This is a genomic window from Vibrio gazogenes (genome assembly GCF_023920225.1).
GTDB classification, from domain to species: domain Bacteria; phylum Pseudomonadota; class Gammaproteobacteria; order Enterobacterales; family Vibrionaceae; genus Vibrio; species Vibrio gazogenes.
The window spans coordinates 1533198-1552838 of the sequence record NZ_CP092587.1 but is presented as its reverse complement, the minus strand read 5'-3'; the positions used below and the strand labels follow the sequence as shown (position 1 = coordinate 1552838).

The 19641-nt window shown below is 46.1% G+C and carries 16 protein-coding genes; 13 read left to right on the top strand and 3 right to left on the bottom strand.

The genetic code is table 11. The features are described from left to right. Positions 1–83: 83 nt before the first annotated feature. The gene (gene ydiJ, locus MKS89_RS06995; RefSeq protein WP_072957221.1) at positions 84–3131 is read right to left on the bottom strand and encodes a D-2-hydroxyglutarate dehydrogenase YdiJ; all 3048 of its coding nucleotides are present in this window, start codon (positions 3129–3131) and stop codon (positions 84–86) included. Positions 3132–3313: 182 nt separating this feature from the next. Between ydiJ and MKS89_RS06990 the strand changes: the two genes are divergently transcribed. From MKS89_RS06990 to MKS89_RS06965, 6 genes are all read left to right on the top strand, one after another. Continuing rightward, complete coding sequence (locus MKS89_RS06990) at positions 3314–4030, top strand: DUF3334 family protein (RefSeq protein ID WP_072957497.1); 717 nt, start codon at positions 3314–3316, stop codon at positions 4028–4030. 233 nt (positions 4031–4263) lie between these two features. Continuing rightward, positions 4264–4947, top strand: coding sequence for a DUF2786 domain-containing protein (locus MKS89_RS06985; RefSeq protein ID WP_072957220.1), 684 nt, complete (start codon positions 4264–4266; stop codon positions 4945–4947). Positions 4948–5042: 95 nt separating this feature from the next. Then, a complete protein-coding gene (locus MKS89_RS06980) occupies positions 5043–5693 on the top strand; it encodes a YiaD family glycine zipper/OmpA-like lipoprotein (protein ID WP_106406937.1) in 651 nt (216 codons plus the stop codon). Positions 5694–5764: 71 nt separating this feature from the next. Continuing rightward, complete coding sequence (locus MKS89_RS06975) at positions 5765–6835, top strand: J domain-containing protein (RefSeq protein ID WP_159439581.1); 1071 nt, start codon at positions 5765–5767, stop codon at positions 6833–6835. A 378-nt stretch (positions 6836–7213) separates the two neighbouring features. Then, the gene (locus MKS89_RS06970) at positions 7214–7624 is read left to right on the top strand and encodes a hypothetical protein (RefSeq protein ID WP_077316319.1); all 411 of its coding nucleotides are present in this window, start codon (positions 7214–7216) and stop codon (positions 7622–7624) included. Between the two features lie 274 nt (positions 7625–7898). Then, complete coding sequence (locus MKS89_RS06965; protein ID WP_072957212.1) at positions 7899–9008, top strand: phosphoribosylaminoimidazolesuccinocarboxamide synthase; 1110 nt, start codon at positions 7899–7901, stop codon at positions 9006–9008. 113 nt (positions 9009–9121) lie between these two features. On the opposite strand, the gene MKS89_RS06960 is transcribed toward MKS89_RS06965, so the two are convergent. Then, a complete protein-coding gene (locus MKS89_RS06960) occupies positions 9122–9499 on the bottom strand; it encodes a hypothetical protein (protein ID WP_072957209.1) in 378 nt (125 codons plus the stop codon). Positions 9500–9868: 369 nt separating this feature from the next. Between MKS89_RS06960 and MKS89_RS06955 the strand changes: the two genes are divergently transcribed. The 7 genes from MKS89_RS06955 (at position 9869) to cydC (ending at position 18541) form a co-directional block, all read left to right on the top strand. After that, a complete protein-coding gene (locus tag MKS89_RS06955; RefSeq protein ID WP_072957206.1) occupies positions 9869–11557 on the top strand; it encodes an NAD-dependent malic enzyme in 1689 nt (562 codons plus the stop codon). A 75-nt stretch (positions 11558–11632) separates the two neighbouring features. Further along, the gene (locus MKS89_RS06950; protein WP_021020466.1) at positions 11633–11956 is read left to right on the top strand and encodes a DUF3392 domain-containing protein; all 324 of its coding nucleotides are present in this window, start codon (positions 11633–11635) and stop codon (positions 11954–11956) included. 95 nt (positions 11957–12051) lie between these two features. Continuing rightward, the gene (locus tag MKS89_RS06945) at positions 12052–12744 is read left to right on the top strand and encodes a SanA/YdcF family protein (RefSeq protein WP_077316318.1); all 693 of its coding nucleotides are present in this window, start codon (positions 12052–12054) and stop codon (positions 12742–12744) included. Positions 12745–12882: 138 nt separating this feature from the next. Then, complete coding sequence (locus MKS89_RS06940; protein ID WP_072957200.1) at positions 12883–13719, top strand: DUF2797 domain-containing protein; 837 nt, start codon at positions 12883–12885, stop codon at positions 13717–13719. Positions 13720–13924: 205 nt separating this feature from the next. Beyond that, the gene (gene trxB, locus MKS89_RS06935; protein ID WP_072957197.1) at positions 13925–14881 is read left to right on the top strand and encodes a thioredoxin-disulfide reductase; all 957 of its coding nucleotides are present in this window, start codon (positions 13925–13927) and stop codon (positions 14879–14881) included. A 152-nt stretch (positions 14882–15033) separates the two neighbouring features. Beyond that, complete coding sequence (cydD, locus tag MKS89_RS06930; RefSeq protein WP_072957195.1) at positions 15034–16824, top strand: heme ABC transporter permease/ATP-binding protein CydD; 1791 nt, start codon at positions 15034–15036, stop codon at positions 16822–16824. Then, positions 16817–18541: a heme ABC transporter ATP-binding protein/permease CydC gene (gene cydC, locus MKS89_RS06925; RefSeq protein ID WP_072957192.1), complete on the top strand. Its 1725-nt coding sequence runs from the start codon at positions 16817–16819 to the stop codon at positions 18539–18541. The genes cydD and cydC overlap by 8 nt, the downstream gene beginning before the upstream one ends. Before the next feature lie 100 nt (positions 18542–18641). On the opposite strand, the gene rluB is transcribed toward cydC, so the two are convergent. Beyond that, a complete protein-coding gene (gene rluB / locus MKS89_RS06920) occupies positions 18642–19565 on the bottom strand; it encodes a 23S rRNA pseudouridine(2605) synthase RluB (RefSeq protein WP_072957189.1) in 924 nt (307 codons plus the stop codon). Positions 19566–19641: the final 76 nt, after the last annotated feature.

Genomic DNA, 19641 nt, shown 5'->3' with positions numbered 1-19641 from the left:
ACACTGTCTTTCACATCACTTTCAACACGGTCTCAGAGGATCAGTGTAACCCCTCCTTCAAAGACAGCTCGAAAGATGGCTCGTTACTGAAGATGCGCGAGTAACGCCTGAAGCGGATGTTTGGGTTTCATTTGCTCAAACCGCTTCACCTGACTCCGGCATGAATAACCAGTAACCAGACAACGCTCCGCCGGCAGTTGCTCCAAATTCGGTTTCCAACTTAACCCATAGATATCTTTTGACATCTCGAATTTATCCGCTTCATGACCGAAAGTCCCAGCCATCCCACAGCAGCCAACAGCAACCGGCTCAAGTTTGGCACCGAAATGACTGAAAATCGTCACCCACTCTTTTTCACTATTCGGCAGCTTCGTTTTCTCGGTACAGTGCGAAAACAGATACCAAGGAGAAGAAACTGAAGGCTGAGATGACTCGATGTGGAATTCAGATAACCGTGGCTCCATCCATTCATGAACGCTCAAGACCTGAAATGTCCCTCGTTGCTCACCCAAAATTTCCTGATACTCATCGCGATAACACAACACCGTAGCAGGATCGACACCGACCATCGGAATCCCCAGTTCAGCAACTTCGCGGAGAAACGCTGCCGTTGAATTGGCCGTTGCCGTAAACTGTTTGAGGAATCCCTTCACATGCTGTGCTTTACCATTCGGCTTGAACGGCAACAGTACCGGATGTTTACCTAACCGGATCACCAACTCAATAAAATCATCGACCACATCAGCATCATAATAACTCGTAAATGGGTCTTGAACGATAATGACATAGTCCTGACGCAGTGACTCAGGGATCTGCGCCAGCCCTTCAGGATGATAAGGCACCAATACTTTACGACTAACCCGTTTGGCAAGTGTCGGCACCGTCAGCAAAGGCGCATCGATGTAGCCTATCATCGAACGTGTGAGGCTTTGCACCCAGTTCTGAGACATAACACCATTCACCACCGTCGGAACCTTGGCCAACAGCGGCAACATAGTTTCAATATTGGCAACCAGATAATCTTTGACCGGTCGCGGATAACGGGTATGGTAAAGATTCAGAAAACGCGCTCGAAAACTCGGTACATCAACTTTAATCGGGCATTGAGTGGCGCAAGCTTTACAGGCCAGACAGCCACTCATCGCTTCATAGACTTCATGAGAGAAATCACCGTTTTGCTCTTGATTCCAAGCATGACGAATCCGGTCAATCAGCGTTTTCACCGATAGCGTCGAATTCAAAGTTTGCTTTTCCAAATCAAGAATATCGACCCCTTGTTCTGTTAACTGACGCAGCCATTCGCGAACTAACCCCGCCCGCCCTTTCGGAGACTGGCGTCGGTCGGCGGTCACTTTCATTGAGGGACACATTGGAGAGCTGGTTTCGTAATTAAAGCAGAGACCGTTCCCGTTACATTCCATCGCTTGTTTGAAACTGTCACGAACCTGAATGTCGATTTGACGGTCAAAATACCCTCGTTTGACATCCGAAACTTTCACCAGTTGATGGTCACTATCCAGCGGTGTACAAATTTTCCCTGGATTCATTTGATTATGTGGGTCAAAAGCAGCTTTAACCCGCCGAAGTTCCTGAAAGAGTTCTTCACCGAAGAATTCGGGACCATACTCAGAACGATAACCTTTCCCATGTTCTCCCCACATCAAACCACCATATTTGGCGACCAGTTTGACGACTTCATCCGAAATACGATGCATCATCGCTTCTTGTTGCGGATCACACATATCCAATGCCGGACGAACATGCAATACGCCCGCATCGACATGACCAAACATCCCGTAAGCGAGCGATTTAGAATCAAGCAAAGCACGAAATTCCGCAATGAAATCAGCCAAATTTTCTGGTGGAACACACGTATCTTCAGTAAATGCGACCGGTTTAGCCCGTCCTTTCGTTGCACCGAGTAAACCGACCGCCTTTTTCCTCATATTATAAATACGATTGATACTGGCTAAGTCCTGACATACCTGATAACCAATAATGCCAGCCTCTTCATTTACCAGCATTTGATCCAGTTTGTCAGTCAGTGCCTGAACCTGAGACTCGATTTCAGCCAGCTCCTGTCCTGCGTATTCAACGATATTGATCCCATGCATCTCTTTACCGGGCACGTCAGACAATAAATCGTTGACGCTGTACCAGACAATATCCTGCTTTGCCAGGTTCAACACTCTCGAATCGACCGTTTCAACAGACAAGGCCTGCGCTTCAACCATAAATGGCGCATTTTTGAGAGCTGACTCGAAAGTGTTATATTTGACATTGACCAGCATCCGAACCTTTGGAATCGGTGTTAAATGCAGCTTGGCTTCAGTAATAAATGCCAACGACCCTTCAGAACCACACAAAACGCGGGTCAAATCAAAGGTATCATCACTTTCATCGATCGCATTTTTCAGATCATACCCCGTCAAAAACCGATTCAAGGGCGGGAATTTGTCCAGAATCTGAGCCCGTTTGTCTCGACAAACAGATTCCGTGACCGCCAGCGCTTTGGCGGCATAAGTCTGTTGCTGCGGTAATCCGGCCGACAAATCTGTTTCCAGTATCGAACCATCGGCAAATACTGCCTGTAACGACAACACATGATCCGAGGTCTTGCCATATTTCAACGACCCTTGTCCCGATGCATCGGTATTGATCATACCGCCGAGCGTGGCCCGGTTGCTGGTGGAAAGATCGGGAGAAAAGAAATACCCATAAGGTCTGACGGCATCATTAAGTTGATCTTTGATCACCCCAGCCTGTACACGGGCCCACCCTTCTTCCGAATTGATTTCCAGAATGTTATTCATATGACGGGATAAATCGACGACAATTCCTTTCGTCAACGACTGTCCGTTGGTCCCTGTTCCACCACCTCGTGCTGAAAAGGTCACTGTTTTATAAACCGATTGAGCACTTATTTTCCCAATGAGGGCAACATCTTTTGTTGTCTTGGGATGAATGACTGCTTGCGGTAACTGCTGATAGACACTATTGTCTGTAGAAACCGCAAGACGGCTTGAATAGTGCGTTTCGATATCACCGGAAAATTCGCGAGATTTAAGGTCTTGTAGAAATTGGAATATGACGGGATCGATGTCAGTTTGATGGTGAAGTCTCGGTAACATTTGCTTCCTATCTGTACGACGCTGACTTCAATGCAGCGATGGGTTAATACTTTTTGTTCTCGATCTTTGAGTTAGCTCACTTTACAACATTTAGAGAGGCTATTAAAACAGAATCTCGGTTCAAGAATAGGAAAAGGCATGACGAGATGCCTTGTTGTTGAAATATTTTGATGGACAATCATATGAAAAAAAGTCAAGTAGTCACCACAGAAGATATTCTGCTGATGTTGTGCCAGTCTGTTTCTAAGGTGCTGACGACAGCAACCGCTTCGCAGATTCATTATTCTGCTATGGTTCAGAAAATTAATAAAACCGCACTCAAGCCTGATTTTGGTTGTTTTGTGCTTTTCGATGGCGGATTTACCGGATTGGTTGTCATTAACTTCAATGCCAAGGCTGCATTGGAAATTTATGGTAACTATATGCGTAATATGGGCATGCCGGAAGAAGAACTGGCGGTGTTGCATACATCGGACGAAGTCGGAGATGTGCTAGGCGAACTCATGAATCAACTCGTTGGGGATTTCACCAACAAAGTTCGCAAAGAGCTACAGACCAACATTACCCAAAACCAACCGAAAATGCTGTCACTAAACAAGCAAGTGTTGCTTTCTGTGGATACCAATCTTGATCGTCCTCAAGCCCGTCGAGTCACCTTCTCTACCGAAAAAAACAACATTTTCTATCTTGAACTTGCCATGGACAAAACCGAATTCATTCAGTTAGAAGAGTTTGAGATTTCCGAAGATGAAAATCCGGATGATATTCTCGAATCCACATGGCAACAATCCGCACAAGCTTCATCCTCTCAATCATCAGATAGCAATCCAGAAAATCGCGAAGATGATCAACAAGATAGCACCAACGCAGCTGATTTACTCGATCAGCTTGGCTTATAAATAACCAGCTATTGATGTGATTCGGATAAAGTCATACTTTATCCGGATCTTCATCGACATCCCCAACCGTTGCTCATTATGCTGATATTCTCAATTCAGTGGTCACACCGCCATTCGTCAGAATACCTGCCAGTTGCGACAGTTCCCTCCTCTTTTCATTCTTCCCATTTTTGGTTAGAAAAGCTAGAATGACCGACTTTGCTGTACATCTCAACTCCCTATATTTCAGGTCAATGAATAAAGAAAAAGCCCTTAAAAAAATAGCGAAATGCTTGGAACTTGGTAATTCCGCGAATGTGAATGAGGCGGCAAGTGCCATCAAAATGGCACATAGCCTGATGTTAAAATATGGTCTGCATAAAGATGATATTGAATTCATCAAAATGGGGAAAACCCAGTCTTCTCACCTGCTACCAAGCCAAATCAGCAGTCACCTGCTCCGTATTATCCGAGGTATCAACACCAAATTTGGCGTAGAAGCCGTTTTATTGAATCATAAAGGTCTGAAAAGAGCCGAGTTTATCGGTGAAGCGGATCGCGCTATTTTTGCTGCTTTTGCTTTCGATGTTATTTATCGTGAAATGAACGAGCAAACCGGTCAGTTTCGTAATAGTTTTGCGGGTAGTGGCACATCGACACAAGAAGTGTCGCGCAGAGTCAACTCTTTTGTCTCCGGTTGGATTGAAGGCGCACTGGAAAAGTTGCCGGATATTACCCCTGATCAAGATTCCGCAGATAAAATCAATAGCTATATTGATCGGGAATTCGAGAACATCGACCGCGAAACGTTTAAGAAACAACTCAAAGAAGCGATGAAGAATTTGACCAAAGATTACGAAACCGGATTGAAAAAAGGACGTAAAATTTCTGTCAATAGACCAATAGATGGTGCACAAGCACCAAAATTATTGAAATAATTCATCCGAATTATTGTCTACAATGTGATAGATAATTGTGATTCATGGTACGAGAATGACAATCAGGGAGTATCTCAGTGAAACGAACCATCATTATGCTTTCTTTGCTTTCGCTACTGGCGGGGTGCGAGGCAACGCAAAGACAAAATGCAACAACGGGTGAAAATGAGACCAATGCAACCACAAAAGGTGCACTGATTGGTGCAATTTCGGGGATTGCTGTGGGTCTCGCTTCGGGGGATAACGCCAGAGAACGTCGCCAACGAGCACTCATTGGCGCAGCCGGAGGCGCTGCGATTGGCGGTGGTGTCGGCTACTACTTTGACAAACAAGAAGCGGCATTACGACGTTCTCTTGTCAATTCCGGCGTTCAGGTTGAACGCGTCGGAGAGCATCAACTTCGTTTACGCATGAAAAATAGCATCGGTTTTAATACCAATGATTTCCATCTCAATACTTCGATTCATAATACCTTAAATGGTGTGGCTAAAATTTTAATGGAATATCCCGAAACCAGTTTAGTCATTGAAGGCCATACCGACAACACTGGTAGCGACCGCACGAATCAAGTTTTATCAGAAAAACGGGCAGAATCGGTACGACAGTATCTCGTCTCGCAAGGCGTTGCTCCCGGCCGGGCGATCGCCCGCGGTATCGGCGAACGCCACCCACTGTGTAGCAATAGTACACCGCAGGGCAGACAGTGTAACCGACGGGTTGAAATACAGATCCTACCACTGAAATAAACTGACAAATATTCCGGATCAGAAGTAGCGCTGAATCCGGAATATCAACTCTCTAGGGGTCAGGAGTGCGATTGAGATTATTACTGATATGTTTGCTGCTGACTCTCGCATCTGCACAGGCAGCCGACATCAATACCCTACGCCAACAAGCCATCTTGCGTGACAGAAACGCACAGTACCAACTTGCCTTGCATTATCAACAGGGACAAGGTGTGAAAGCCGACCCCAAACAATCTTTTTACTGGATGGAACAAGCCGCCGAAAATGGCCATAAGCAGGCGCAATTACAAGTCGCGAATGCTTATCTCAATGGCAGCGCCGGAACCACACCGGATAAAACACAAGCGATCTATTGGCTGACTCGCTTAGCAACGCAAGGCGACACAACGGCACAATTCAAGCTGGGCCAACTCTATGAACAAGTCGCAGACCTGTCGGGTGAAACCCAGGCACTGATTTGGTACCGGATTGCAGGGTTGTCTAATCCAACAGCAGAGCAACGTTACAGCCAGTTACTCGAACAACAGTTCAATCACCGCAGAATGAAAGAAATTTCGCAGAGAAAAGCACTCGAAGATGCGCAAATCCCCGATACCACGACTTCTTCGGCTCATTTCAACAATGCTCAAACCGATGCAGCTCAATTCACGCTGCCTCAGATCATATCCAGTGCGGTTGTGGCTATACTGATGTTGGCAGTGACGTTACTGGGGGTTGTTCATGTTCGACTCAAAAAACAACTCAGAACAGCGAAATCAGCTCACCCTGAGGTTCAACCACCACCTTCAGAGCCATTACAGGTTCAGTCTGGCACCTATATACAACAGCAAAAAATCAAACAGCAGGAACAAACGATTCGCAAACAAAAACAACAGATGACCATGCTGTTTCAGGAGCTTAAGCGCTCACAACAAACGCCGCTAGCACACACACCAGCTCGCCCGAAGGACCTCGATTTAGCATGTGCTTTATTTGGCTTCTCAGCTACGGAAATACCAGAGATTAAACAGATCAAACTGCGTTATAAGCAGTTGAGCAAAATTTATCATCCTGATATGAAAGGCAGTGATGAAGAGATGAAGCGGTTAAATCAAGCACTCAAATCACTATTAGCACATCAGCAAAACACCTCAATGCAATAACGTAATAACGTAATAACGCAATAACACCCGAAATTATGGCTGTGCGGTGGTCAGTATCAGTCAAATGGTTTTATCGCGACAACCTGATATACCTTTTCATCATCAATCCCCCGCTCAACTCAAAACAGAAGCCTCTCCCCCACTCAGTTGTAATATACCAGAGACCTTATTCTGTCTCCCGCGTCTGCCTTTTACCACGATTGACAGGCGGGTTATTCGGCTGTTTTCCTCGATTTCCAGTTCGCATTCACGATTAAGAAATATTCAACAATGAGATCTTGATAACAGAAAAGTACAAATTTACATCAATTCCGACTTGATCAGTCATTCAATATAAAATACTGTATATATGAACAGCATGTATAAGGAACCAGTATTATGCGTTTGTTGAATGATTTGATGTACTCATCCGGATCGCACCACTATGCAGGTCGTCACACGTTCCGGAATGCAACCCGGCACGACGCAATGGAAAGCTATCTGTATGATCGTTTAGCACAGCTCTCTCAACTGCAGCAGTGGATTCTGATCACATCGGAATCCTACCGACCAGATCTACGCTCACTTGATTCGCACAAGATTCCAAGTCATCAAGTTGTGCAACTGAGACCCTCAAAAACGATGGATGAGTATCATGTGATTCGTAAAGCCATCCTATCAGGCAATGCCTGTGCCATCGTGGCTTCACAACAACTTACCGAACAAGCGCAGAAACAGCTTATACAGTTGGGTCAACAATACCACTGTGAGGTTTTCTTCGTGACGGATTCAAGCCGCCACTACCACTAATGACAACCTCTCATTTCGATAACAAAAAACACAACACCATAAATGAACACTGCCGCCCCCATTTTCATCCCCTCGACACGAGGGGATTTTTTTAAAGCAGTGATTGGTTGAAAATACCGCCCTTAAAGCAAACGTTTGCTTTTTCTCTGGCAGTGAAAAATAGTTCTGGTATGATGCGCTCAGAAATCGGATATCCCGTGATGTTTGTCACCCAGTGTCTGGTCAACGGGTATCTGTCAGTTGAACCGATTACTTTTTAGATAGGAATGTCTGAATGAGCCTCGCCGATCAAATTCTCGCCGTCAATGACGACCTCCCCATTCGCACCAGCAAACCCGTTCACAGTGGAAAAGTGCGTTCCGTTTACTGGTTAACTGAAGAAGACAGCCGTCGCCTGATTCAACAAAAAGGCTACAACGTCGCAGCAGATGCACCGCTGGCCATTATGGTTATCAGTGACCGCATCTCTGCTTTTGACTGTATCTGGCACGCTGAAGGCGGTGTCGCTGGAGTACCGGGGAAAGGAGCGGCACTCAACGCGATTTCCAATCACTGGTTCAAACTATTCCGCCAACACGGTCTGGCAGACAGCCATATTCTTGATATCCCCCATCCGTTTGTCTGGATTGTTCAGAAAGCCACACCGATAAAAATTGAAGCAATCTGCCGCAGCTATATCACGGGTTCAATGTGGCGAGCCTACGAGAAAGGTGAGCGAGAATTCTGCGGCATTCAACTTCCCGCAGGGTTAGAAAAAGATAAGCAACTACCTGAGCTTCTGCTCACACCATCAACGAAAGGGATTCTCAAAGGAATTCCCGGTGTACCGGAGGCAGATGACGTCAACATCAGCCGACAAGATATCGAAGCCAATTACGCTGCGTTTAACTTCCGTCAGCCAGAAGATATCGATTTATATGAAAAGTTACTGAAAGAAGGTTTTGACGTGATTAGTCAAGCGCTTGCTGATATTAACCAGATCTTCGTCGATACCAAATTTGAATTTGGTTATGTCACCGATGCTCAGGGGCAAGACAAACTCATCTATATGGATGAAGTCGGTACACCGGATTCATCCAGAATCTGGGATGCTCAGCAATATGCTGCCGGTCATATCGTTGAAAATTCAAAAGAAGGCTTCCGTCAGTTTTTGCTCAACTACTTCCCTGACCCGGACATTCTGCTGAACAAAACACGAATGCCTGAGCGGGAAGCTCTTGCCAGAGACAATGCTTTACCATTGAAAGCATTACAGGACGTTTCCGAAACTTATACGAGTATTGCTGAGAAGATTACAGGACAACCCATCCACCTGAGTGACAATCCAAAACAAGAAATTATTGAAATACTTGACCGGGAATATGGTCTGATTCAGCATGCATAATACTTCGATAGCAGAATCGGTATGGATTGCATCAACCGGCTGATCGATATCATCATCCGCTCATCGCAACACTCACGATGAGCGGAGTCAAACAACGATAATCTCACTTCTATTCACCACTCAATCAACAGTTCATCAACCTCAACCCGCTGAGTCGCATGACACCCCAACGTTTCAATCTCATGCAGCTGTTGTGTATCCAAGGCATAAGGCATCATCACATGTAACGCCTCAATCCCTTCCGCTCTTGCCAACTTTGACAAAATCATCAGATTTTCCTGATCACTCCGTCCCAGTGACAGATTTTGCAATGCTTTCTTCCACAAACGTTCATCAGGAGCTAATGCCTCACGGGTCGTTTGTGATGACTCATCATGTGCAACACGCTCTGTATGAAAGAAGGCTTCAAAGAGTGTCCAATGTTTATGGCATGCAACATCTAAGAATGCAGTGTAATCAAATACGCCTCGGACTCGGCTCGGTTGGATCATTTCGTCCCCCACGAAAGTGACAGCCCCATAGACACACTATGATCCGTCAATCCGTTTATAGCAATAGAATATAAAAAAACGGTATTTTATGGCCGAAAATATATATAAAATTGCTCTATCAGATGCATATAAGTAACAACTCTTGAACAAATATTTAGCTTAGTGATATGAACAATTCATATTTCATTTAACAAATAAACTTATATTTATTCACTAAAATGCAAACATTGATAAACCTGGTTCAAAAAAAACCGACGATTAACCTGCGAGAATGAGGGAAACGTCAAATTGCCTCTATTTACAACCGACAGGAGTATCCGTAAAATTTGTTCCGTTTCCCTTCATCATCCTACAAAATATAGGCATACAATGAACAACGACAAACGCCCTTTATATATTTCCCACGCGGGCTCTATGCTTCTTAGTACACCACTACTCAACAAAGGTGCAGCTTTTACAGCAGAAGAAAGAAGCTCATTTAACCTTGGCGGCCTACTCCCGGAAGCAACAGAAACCATTCAGGAACAAGTTGTCCGTGCGTATCAACAATATTGTAATTTCGATAATGATATGGATAAGCATATCTATCTTCGCAATATACAAGATACCAATGAGACGCTCTTCTACCGACTGGTGCAAAATCACATTACTGAGATGATGCCTGTCATCTACACACCGACCGTCGGTGCTGCATGTGAAAACTTCTCTAATATCTATCGCCGTGGTCGTGGATTATTTATTTCATATCCGAACCGCAATAAAATTGATGATATCTTGAATAACGCCTCTAACCATCACGTCAAAATCATCGTGGTCACCGATGGTGAGCGTATTCTTGGTCTGGGTGACCAAGGTATCGGCGGAATGGGCATTCCAATCGGAAAACTTGCCCTATATACCGCCTGTGGTGGTATCAGCCCGGCTTATACACTCCCGGTTGTTTTGGATGTCGGTACCAATAACCCACAACGTTTAGCCGACCCAATGTATATGGGCTGGCGCCATCCGCGGATTACCGGTGCAGAATACGATGCATTTGTTGAAGAGTTTATCCAAGCGATTCAACGCCGCTGGCCTGATGCTTTGGTTCAGTTTGAAGACTTTGCTCAGAAAAATGCCATGCCACTGCTTGAGCGTTACAAAAACCGGATTTGCTGCTTTAACGATGATATTCAGGGAACAGCCGCTATCACGGTCGGTTCTTTACTGGCAGCATGTAAAGCTGCTGGCAGTAAACTGTCAGAACAGCGAATCACCTTCCTTGGCGCAGGCTCTGCCGGATGTGGTATTGCCGAAGCGATTATTGCTCAAATGGTTTCAGAAGGTATTTCTGATCAGCAAGCCCGCTCACAGGTCTATATGGTTGACCGTTGGGGATTATTACAAGAAGGTATGCCAAATCTGTTAGATTTCCAACAGCGTTTGGTGCAGAAAAAATCCAATACACAACACTGGGAAGCAGAAGGAACAGGCTTCTCTCTGCACGATGTTGTCAGAGAAGCGAAACCAACCGTCTTGATTGGTGTTTCCGGTGCGCCGGGACTCTTCAGTGAAGACATCATCCGTGAGATGCATCAACACTGTCCACGTCCGATCATCTTCCCATTATCGAATCCAACAAGCCGCGTTGAAGCGCTGCCAAGTGATCTGCTGACATGGACAAATGGAGAAGCACTCGTTGCAACCGGTAGTCCGTTTGAACCGGTCATGTTAGGTGACAAACTCTACCCGATTGCTCAATGTAACAACAGCTACATCTTCCCCGGTATCGGACTGGGCGTACTTGCAGCAAATGCAAGACGTGTGACCAATGAGATGTTGATGGAATCGAGCCGAGCACTTGCTGAATGTTCCCCATTGGCAATTAATGGTCATGGCTCACTGCTGCCACCATTGGAAGCGATTCACTCCGTGTCGAAGAAAATTGCAATGGCCGTCGCGAAAAAAGCCATTGAACAAGGTGTTGCGGATGCCATTACACCAGAAGCACTGGAGCAAGCGATCGAGCGTAACTTCTGGCAACCTGTTTATCGTCGCTATAAGCGTGTCGCATTCTAAAAGCGGCAAACGATATCAATATGATAAGATAAGCCTCTGTTACAGAGGCTTTTTATTTGCAAGGATATTCATACCATGTTGCATTTTTTCAGTCCTGCGGGACAATATCTCGCACCTTATCTGGAAGAGATCGCCATCGCACTGATTGCTTGTCTGTTGGTCATGTTGGGTGGTGAAATTAATGCGCTATTACGCCGGATGTTGCGCAATCAGCACTTTGTCATTCGCACATTTAGCTTTATATTACTGAATGCATTTGGTTATGGATTTATCATCGTCAAACTCAGCCCTGACTTAGCTCGGACACTTGCCCACTTAGAACGAGGCACCATGTTTGTCGTTGTCATTGTCAGTTTTGTCGGCATCGGGCTCTGGGCTCAGAAGAACAGACAAATATAATCTAGATAAAAGGTATAGTTATCCATTCTCGTTTCAGTAAATATCACGCTGATAGCGGATGCATCAGCAGAATACGCCGTCTTTGCTGGCGGCTCATGAAAGCCTTGCTCATCATGCTGCTGATGTTGGCCGTATCTTTATGCGCCATTGATCGCTGGGTTAGTTGGAAAACACAAGACCAGATACTCACCAATACCGATCATATTGAGCATTATCAAGTGGCTGTGGTATTAGGAACCAGTAAATATCTGGGCCGCATACTCAATGCGTATTACATCCATCGTATTGAAGCCGCGATTCAACTCTACCGCTCAGGCAAAGTGACTCATTTTCTGCTCAGTGGCGATAATGCACATCGTTCTTACAATGAACCATGGACTATGAAGCGTGACTTGATGAAAGCGGGCATACCGGAACAAGATATCGCTTTGGACTATGCCGGATTCAGAACACTCGATTCGATTGTCCGAGCCAAAAAAATTTTTGATACCAACCATTTCCTGATTATTACTCAGCGCTTTCACTGCGAACGAGCGCTATTTATCGCGAACTACCACAAAATTGATGCCGCTTGTTTCGCAGTCCCCGGCCCCGCCCACGGTACTGACCTCAAAATAAGAATCCGTGAGATTTTTGCCCGGGCCCGAGCGATCCTCGATCTATTTATCATTGATGCCAAACCGAAATTCCTCGGACCGAAAGAACCGATTTTCTCCGATGACACACCTGCGGAAACATCTGAAAACGACAATCATCCAAACGATACAAAACCTCACCCGGCTGAGTAAACTCGCTAGAAGAGGCTTAATTCTGTTAATATCACCAAATGGGTGACATCGCGCTGTTTGAACAAGCTTCAGACCGGTTTGCTATCACCCGTTTCATTTATACCAAATATCAATTTCAACCATAAAAAGAGCAATGTCATGTCTTCAGTCATCAAGGGAACCCTCAGTAAACTACGTGCGACCCTCAACCCACATACCGAGTATTTTCTCCCTGTCGGAGCAACGGAAGTCGCCTTGAATCCACTGATCGGCCATCAATTATCCCTCACCCATACCGGCAATATTTATTGTTGTCATTGCGGCAAACGGACCAAAAAAAGTTACGCGCAAGGACACTGCTATGTTTGTATGCAGAAGCTGGCGAGTTGTGACATGTGCATTATGAAGCCGGAAACCTGTCATTATGAACAAGGAACCTGTCGGGAGCCGGAATGGGCACAGTCACATTGCATGACGGATCATTATGTCTATCTCTCCAACACTTCCGGTCTCAAAGTCGGTATCACCCGTCACTCTCAGATTCCGACCCGCTGGATCGATCAGGGCGCGACACAAGGGTTACCAATTTTTAAGGTCAAGAGTCGTTATATTTCAGGCTTGATCGAAGTTGAGTTGGCGCAACATATTGCCGACAAAACCAACTGGCGAACATTACTAAAAGAAGATCAAGATCCGCTCGCGCTTCATCAACAGGCAGAGAAACTTCGTCCATTGGTTGCGGATACCATTGAAAAGATCCGCCAAACATATGGACAGGATGCGGTCACTGAAGTCAATCCGGATATCACGGAGATTCAGTTCCCGGTACAACAGCACCCGACCAAAATCGTGTCACACAATTTTGATAAAAATCCTGAAGTATCCGGTCTCTTGCAGGGGATCAAAGGGCAGTATCTGATTCTCGATACCGGTGTTATCAATATTCGTAAGTTCACATCTTATGAAATTGAATTTCAACCGCTTTCGTTCGATTGAAATATCTTGCTTTGACTAGCGCAACCGTACGATAAACGCTGCCAAAGCTTCATGTTTGAATGGTATCAAGCGAGCCATATTACGGCTCGCCCTACCATCGATAACCTTTTCTTTCATAATATATTTTTTTTCATACTTTTATTGAATGAAGGAATCTCCTACAATTGTTAATCAGATAGATTAAAACGATTCCCCTGAGGATAAGATGAGCAACGTAAAGCATTCTAAATTGATGATTCTTGGTTCCGGGCCTGCCGGTTATACAGCCGCGGTTTATGCAGCACGCGCCAATCTGAATCCTGTTCTGATTACCGGTATGCAACAAGGCGGCCAGCTTACGACCACGACTGAAGTTGAAAACTGGCCCGGAGATCCGGAAGGACTAACCGGACCGGCGTTAATGGAACGTATGAAAGCCCATGCGGAACATTTTCATACCGAGATGATTTTTGATCATATCAATGAAGTGGATTTTACTCAGCGGCCTTTTACGCTGAAAGGCGATAGCCAGACTTACACATGTGATGCACTGATTATATCCACCGGCGCGTCGGCCAAATATTTGGGCATCCCTTCGGAAGAAGCATTTAAAGGACGAGGCGTATCCGCCTGCGCAACCTGCGACGGTTTCTTTTACCGCAATCAGAAAGTCGCAGTTATCGGGGGTGGTAATACCGCTGTTGAAGAAGCATTGTACTTATCCAATATTGCGTCTGAAGTACATCTAATTCATCGCCGTGATAGCTTCCGTGCTGAGAAAATTTTGATCACTCGTTTAATGGACAAAGTCGCCAACGGTCAAATTATTTTACATACAAATCGTACGTTGGAAGAAGTCACTGGTGATGAAATGGGTGTCACGGGCGTGCGTCTGCAAGACACCAAATCAGACACGATTGAGTCACTCGATGTGATGGGCGTATTCATTGCAATCGGTCACCAACCGAACACCGAAATGTTTCAAAATCAATTAGAAATGAAAAACGGTTATATTGTCGTTCAATCCGGTCTGGAGGGAAATGCAACACAAACTAGTGTTGCGGGAATTTTCGCTGCCGGTGATGTAATGGACCATAATTACCGTCAGGCGATCACCTCAGCAGGAACAGGTTGCATGGCTGCACTAGATGCAGAACGTTATCTTGATAGCCTGTCAGAATAAGTTCATTATTTTTCACCATTTTTGATGTGAAATCCCCTCAACCCGGTGGTGTCCCCACCGGGTTTTATTTTGTATACTACTCGTTTGCGGGTGTGCTGTGATACCTCTGGGTAAACGCACCTTATCAACTCATTCCTATAAAAGCCTTTAAAATGGATAAGAATAAACAACGTAGCTTAAATCACTGGCTCCGCCAACAAAGCAAGCTGGCAAAACGCTGGCTGATGCTCGCTGTCGGGCTCGGTGTCCTCTCCAGTATTTTCTTACTGTTCCAAGCGGCTTTGCTAGCCTCGATTTTACATCAGCTGATCATTGAACAGACCGCGAAAACGGATCTAATCCCTCAGTTTCTGGGACTTGCAGCAATCATTGCCGTGAGAGCCGGACTGAGCTGGGGACGTGAAATTGCCGGGTTCAAATGCGGCGAACAGATCAGAATCTATATCAGGCAACTGATTCTGGATAAACTCAGAGAAATGGGTCCCGCCTATATCAAAGGAAAACCGGCAGGCAGTTGGGCCACGCTTGTGCTCGAACAAGTCGAAAATATGCACGACTTTTTTGCCCGATATCTTCCTCAGATGTCGCTGTCCGTGCTGATTCCGTTCGTCATCCTTATTGTCGTATTCCCTGTCAATTGGGCCGCTGGATTGATTTTCCTGCTGACAGCGCCTTTGGTGCCATTCTTTATGGCACTGGTCGGAATCAAAGCTGCGGAAGCTGCCCAGAAAAACTTCAAAGCACTGCAACGCCTCTCGGGGCATTTTTATGACCGCCTGCAAGCGATGACCACCATCCGGATGTTTGATCGGACACAAGCCGAAGCCGAACATTTGCGTGCGGCATCCGAAGTTTTTCGGATGCGTACCATGGACGTGCTGAAAATCGCTTTTCTTTCCTCGGCAGTACTGGAATTTTTTACTTCGGTTTCTATTGCCCTTACCGCGGTCTATTTTGGTTTCAGTTTTATCGGGGAAATGAATTTCGGTTACTACGGGACAGAAATCACCTTGTTCACCGGACTATTTGTACTGATTCTTGCGCCAGAGTTTTACCAGCCATTGCGGGATTTAGGGACTTTCTATCATGCCAAACAACAAGCCGTTGGCGCTGCTGAAAGTATTGTTGAGTTTCTTCAAATCGATGTGAATGAAGTGAAATCAGGAACACAACCTGTCCCGACACCTGAACATATCACCATCGAAGCCGAAAGTCTGGAAGTCATCAGCCCCGAAGGAAAAAGACTGGTTGGTCCCATTTCATTTCGCCTTAACCCTCAGGAAACAACGGCTTTAGTCGGCCCGAGCGGGGCGGGGAAAACCTCACTGGTACAAGCAATTTTAGGCTTCATGCCTTATCGGGGAAAATTACTGATCAATGGTGTCGATCTTCACGAGCTCTCCCATGAAGACTGGCGACAACTGATTAGCTGGGTTGGTCAAAACCCTTTGTTGGTTCATGGCACAATTCGTGACAACGTCACTCTAAGTAAACGCCAAATTACCGATGAGCAACTCGAAAATGCCCTTAAAGATTCTTTTGCGGCTGACTTTGTCGAAAACCACGGGCTGGATTATTTGATCAGTGACCGCTCCGGTGGTTTGTCCGTTGGTCAGGCTCAGCGACTTGCCCTCGCCCGAGCGATGCTGCAAAGCGGTTCATTCTGGTTACTGGACGAACCGACCGCCAGTCTTGATGCCAGAAGTGAACAACTGGTCATGCAAGGATTGGCAAAACAGATCCATCAGCACACCACGTTACTGGTCACGCATCAACTTTCTCAACTCCAGACGGTAGATAAGATTCTAGTGATGCAAGACGGGAAAATTGTCCAGTCAGGTCATTATCAGACCCTCTGCCATGAAGACGGCTTGTTCCAATCCATGTTGACAGCCAACCATACACTGCAACCTGAACATCAGGAGGGAAATCTCGATGCGTGATTTGATCCCATTTCTCAAACTCTATAAAAAGCATTGGTTTGGTCTAACGCTGGGGATAATCTTGTCTTTCCTCACCCTGTGTGCCTCAATTGGGTTACTGACGTTATCCGGTTGGTTTCTTTCCGCAGCCGCGGTCGCAGGTTTAACGATAGCCCGGCAATCGTTTAACTATATGTTACCCAGTGCCTTTGTCCGCGGCTTCGCGATTGGACGAACTGCCGGACGGTGGGGAGAACGAGTGGTCAGCCACAATGCAACCTTTAAGGTGTTGGCGGATCTGCGGATTTTCTTTTTCAAGAAACTGTCGCCACTCATTCCGGGCCGGATCGCCAACCTCCGTGATGCCGATCTGCTTAATCGACTGGTCGCTGATGTCGATGCTATGGATCACGTCTATCTGCGACTCATCAGCCCAGTGATGGTTGGTATTTTGGGCGTATTGGTTCTTTCGGCGTTTCTGTACTGGTTTGACCCAATGGTCGGTCTGACACTTGGCGCAATTATGCTGGTATTGCTGCTGTCTTGGCCGGTGTTATTTTACAAACTGGGCAAACGTAACGGTGCAGCACTGACCCAAAGCAAAGCGAATCTTCGGGTCACTTTACTGGACTGGATTCAAGGCTATAGCGAACTGACAATTTTTGGTGCCGAGCCGACCTACCGCCAAGCAATTATGCAAGATCAGCAAGACCTGATCTCACGGCAGTATATCAACACTCGTTATAGTGGTTTTGCGCAGGCACTGCTCATGTTGGCCAGCGGCTGGACATTGGTATTCATGCTATGGTTTGTCGCCAATGGTGTTGGTCAGGCCGGGCCGGATCCGATGATCGCAATGGTAGCCTTTGCCACCATGGCCAGCTTTGAACTGTTAATGCCGATTGCTGGCGCATTTCAGCATTTAGGTCAGACACTCACCTCGGCACGACGCCTGAATGAAGTCTTATCTTCCGAACCCGAAGTAACGTTTCAAACGGAGCCGACACAGCACAATGGCCAGTTCGACATCCGTTTTGAACAGGTGAATTTTCATTATCCGGACCACCAGCAACAACGCGTCCTGAACGAGATTGATCTCCACATTCCGGCAGGCCACAAAGTTGCGATTGTCGGTCAAACTGGATCTGGCAAATCAACACTACTCCAATTGATTTCTCGCTATTGGGATCCGAGCCAAGGTCAAGTATCGATTGCCGGGACCGATCTGAAACACTGGAATGAACACGATCTTCGCGCCTGTATGAGTATTGTCAGCCAACGGGTTGATATCTTAAACGGCACACTACGCGAGAACTTACAGATCGCGGCACCAGACGCTGATGACATGACATATACACAAGTCCTCAGTCAGGTCGGACTGGATAAACTCCTTGATGGACCGGGATTGAATGTTTGGCTTGGTGATGGCGGGCGTCATCTTTCCGGCGGTGAAAAACGTCGTCTGGGGATTGCCCGAGCACTCCTTCATCAGGGAGAGATCCTATTATTGGACGAACCCACCGAAGGGCTTGATAAGCAGACTGAGCGACAAATTATGGATTTGTTACGCACTCATTATGCGCATAAAACCGTGATTTTCATTACTCATCGCTTAATAGAGCTGGAACGCATGGATGCGATTTGCCTGATAGAACAGGGCCAGATTGTTGAATATGGCAGCCACGAAGCGCTCATCGCACAGCAAGGTCGATACCATGCTCTCAATCAAACGTTGTAATGAGGTAAGACATACCGAATCGTGCAACAAATGAAGAAATAAAGAGATGAAAAAAGGTGCTGTTAAAGCACCTTTTTTTTGAGTTCTATATTCGCTTTTTCTAGCGTTGACGTCCTTTGGCTTTAGCCTGAGGCGCCGCTTTCTGACTTCTCTGCCCTCTCCCTTTCGGAGTGGAAATCCGCTCTTCATGGCGTTTGACTGCCCGGCGAATTTTCTGACTTCTCGCCCTTTCACGTTTACGAGACGTATTATCTTTAGAAACATCGATCATCGTGCGTTGCTCCGGCCGCAATTCAACCAGTTTACGCAAATAATTCACTTCGGACAGACTGAGCTCAACCCATCCGCCGCGAGGCAACGCTTTATCTAAAAAGATATCGCCGTAACGAACTCGTTTGAGTCGGCTCACCGTGGTGTCCTGAGACTCCCACAAACGGCGAACTTCACGGTTCCGTCCTTCGTTGATGACCACATAAAATGTGTGATTCATCCCTTCACCACCGGCGTATACCACGTCTTCGAAACGAGCAACCCCATCTTCCAGCTCAACACCACGAACGAGATTTTTGATCTTCTGTTCGTTAATTTCGCCGAACACACGAACTAAGTATTCACGTTCAACCTGACGGCTTGGATGCATCAACCGATTGGCAAGTTCGCCATCCGTGGTAAACAATAACAGTCCGGATGTATTCGCATCCAAACGACCAACTGAAATCCAGCGTGAACCTCGAATTTTCGGCAATCGGTCAAAAACAGTTCTTCGCCCTTCGGGATCATGACGCGTACATAATTCCCCTTCAGATTTATAGTAAGCGAGCACCCGGCAAACCAATTCTTCATCGGCTTTCATTGAGACAACATGTCCGTCAATCCGAATCACGGCACTTTCATCTTCTAAGCGCTCACCCAAAACAGCTACCTTGCCATTAACACTGACGCGCCCGCTCCGAATCAACGTTTCCAACTCACGACGAGAGCCGTGACCTGCGCGTGCTAAAACCTTTTGTAACTTTTCGCTCATTAACTTACCTTGCTTGTCGTCTTCTCAGACGTCGAATAAAAATGCGACCCAAAATCGCGGTCGCACATTATCTCAA

Bases quoted from the DNA above. Each gene is read 5' to 3' on its own strand.
- MKS89_RS06945 (WP_077316318.1), top strand. From the start codon at position 12,052: ATGAAAGCCTTGCTCATCATGCTGCTGATGTTGGCCGTATCTTTATGC.
- MKS89_RS06955 (WP_072957206.1), top strand. From the start codon at position 9,869: ATGAACAACGACAAACGCCCTTTATATATTTCCCACGCGGGCTCTATG.
- MKS89_RS06940 (WP_072957200.1), top strand. From the start codon at position 12,883: ATGTCTTCAGTCATCAAGGGAACCCTCAGTAAACTACGTGCGACCCTC.
- MKS89_RS06985 (WP_072957220.1), top strand. From the start codon at position 4,264: ATGAATAAAGAAAAAGCCCTTAAAAAAATAGCGAAATGCTTGGAACTT.
- ydiJ (WP_072957221.1), bottom strand. From the start codon at position 3,131: ATGTTACCGAGACTTCACCATCAAACTGACATCGATCCCGTCATATTC.
- trxB (WP_072957197.1), top strand. From the start codon at position 13,925: ATGAGCAACGTAAAGCATTCTAAATTGATGATTCTTGGTTCCGGGCCT.
- MKS89_RS06950 (WP_021020466.1), top strand. From the start codon at position 11,633: ATGTTGCATTTTTTCAGTCCTGCGGGACAATATCTCGCACCTTATCTG.
- MKS89_RS06965 (WP_072957212.1), top strand. From the start codon at position 7,899: ATGAGCCTCGCCGATCAAATTCTCGCCGTCAATGACGACCTCCCCATT.
- MKS89_RS06970 (WP_077316319.1), top strand. From the start codon at position 7,214: ATGCGTTTGTTGAATGATTTGATGTACTCATCCGGATCGCACCACTAT.
- MKS89_RS06990 (WP_072957497.1), top strand. From the start codon at position 3,314: ATGAAAAAAAGTCAAGTAGTCACCACAGAAGATATTCTGCTGATGTTG.
- MKS89_RS06980 (WP_106406937.1), top strand. From the start codon at position 5,043: ATGCTTTCTTTGCTTTCGCTACTGGCGGGGTGCGAGGCAACGCAAAGA.
- cydC (WP_072957192.1), top strand. From the start codon at position 16,817: ATGCGTGATTTGATCCCATTTCTCAAACTCTATAAAAAGCATTGGTTT.
- cydD (WP_072957195.1), top strand. From the start codon at position 15,034: ATGGATAAGAATAAACAACGTAGCTTAAATCACTGGCTCCGCCAACAA.
- rluB (WP_072957189.1), bottom strand. From the start codon at position 19,565: ATGAGCGAAAAGTTACAAAAGGTTTTAGCACGCGCAGGTCACGGCTCT.
- MKS89_RS06960 (WP_072957209.1), bottom strand. From the start codon at position 9,499: ATGATCCAACCGAGCCGAGTCCGAGGCGTATTTGATTACACTGCATTC.